Source organism: Streptomyces sp. NPDC033966, assembly GCF_055575955.1.
The window spans coordinates 1-1,391 of the sequence record NZ_JBVIRQ010000055.1 but is presented as its reverse complement, the minus strand read 5'-3'; the positions used below and the strand labels follow the sequence as shown (position 1 = coordinate 1,391).

Below are 1,391 nucleotides of genomic sequence, written 5' to 3'. Positions count from 1 at the left end.
CGGCGTCATCGAGCAGACCCGCCGGCACGCCGCCGTCGCCGCCCTCCTGCGCGTCCCCCACGTCGTCCTCGCCGTCAACAAGATGGACCTCGTCGACTACCGGGAGGCGGTCTTCGCGAAGATCGCCGAGGAGTTCACCGCGTACGCCTCGGAGCTGGGCGTTCCGGAGATCACCGCGATCCCGATCTCGGCCCTGGCCGGGGACAACGTCGTGGAGCCCTCCGCGAACATGGACTGGTACGGCGGCCCGACCGTCCTGGAGCACCTCGAGACCGTCCCCGTCAGCCACGACCTCACCGCCTGCCCGGCGCGTTTCCCGGTGCAGTACGTGATCCGTCCGCAGACCGCCGAGCACCCCGACTACCGCGGCTACGCGGGCCAGATCGCCTCCGGCGTCCTGCGCGTCGGCGAAGCCGTCACCGTCCTGCCCTCGGGCCGCACGTCCGTCATCGAGGGCATCGACGCCCTCGGTGAGTCCGTGGACATCGCCTGGTCCCCGCAGTCGGTGACCCTGCGCCTCAAGGACGACATCGACATCTCGCGCGGCGACCTGATCGCACCGTCCTCGAGCGCCCCGGCCACCACGCAGGACGTCGTCGCCACCGTCTGCCACGTCGCGGACCAGCCGCTGGCCGTCGGCGCGCGGGTGCTGATCAAGCACACGACGCGCACGGTCAAGGCGATCGTCAAGGAGATCCCCTCCCGGCTGACGCTGGACGACCTGTCCCAGCACCCGAACCCCGGGCAGCTGGTGGCCAACGACATCGGCCGCGTCGTCGTCCGCACCGCCGAGCCGCTCGCGCTCGACGCGTACGCCGACTCCCGCCGCACCGGGTCCTTCCTGCTGATCGACCCGGCCGACGGCACCACCCTGGCGGCCGGCATGGCCGGCGAGTCCTTCGCCTCCAAGGCCGAGGCCGTGGCGGCGGACGAAGAAGGGTGGGACTTCTAGATCATGCCTGCCGACATCTACTCCACCTTCGCGAAGGAGGGCGGCCGCGTAGGCAGCGGCGCCCTCGGCAGCGGCCAGGGAGGAGTGGCGCGATGTGCGCGATGACGTACGCGCACCTGCGCGCCCCCCGCGAGCCGTACCTGCCCCCGCTCCACAGACGAAGACCTGCGCCGTAACACACACGGCGCGTCGAGAGGAAGTCCTCCCGTGCCTGCCACCGGTCATACCCGCAAGAATCCGCGCCGCGGCCTCGCCGCCGTCGCCGCCCTGCCCCTGCTGATCGGCGCCCTCGCCTCCTGCGGCTACGGTTCCGAGGCCGAGAAGACCGCCGACAAGGACGCCCGGCCGGCCGGCGCCACCGCTTCCGAGGGCGGTCAGAAGCTCTCGGCGTCCGAGGTCCGCATCGGGTACTTCCCGAACCTGACCCACGCCACCGCCC

The 1,391-nt window shown here is 72.0% G+C and carries 1 protein-coding gene and 1 pseudogene; both read left to right on the top strand.

Annotated features, from left to right (window positions below):
• The coding region (locus tag ACZ518_RS39465; protein ID WP_469117856.1) for a sulfate adenylyltransferase subunit 1 at window positions 1–952 on the top strand (952 nt) is incomplete at its 5' end.
• Between the two features lie 207 nt (window positions 953–1,159).
• Window positions 1,160–1,391: pseudogene (locus ACZ518_RS39460) on the top strand (sulfate ABC transporter substrate-binding protein); the annotation flags it as partial.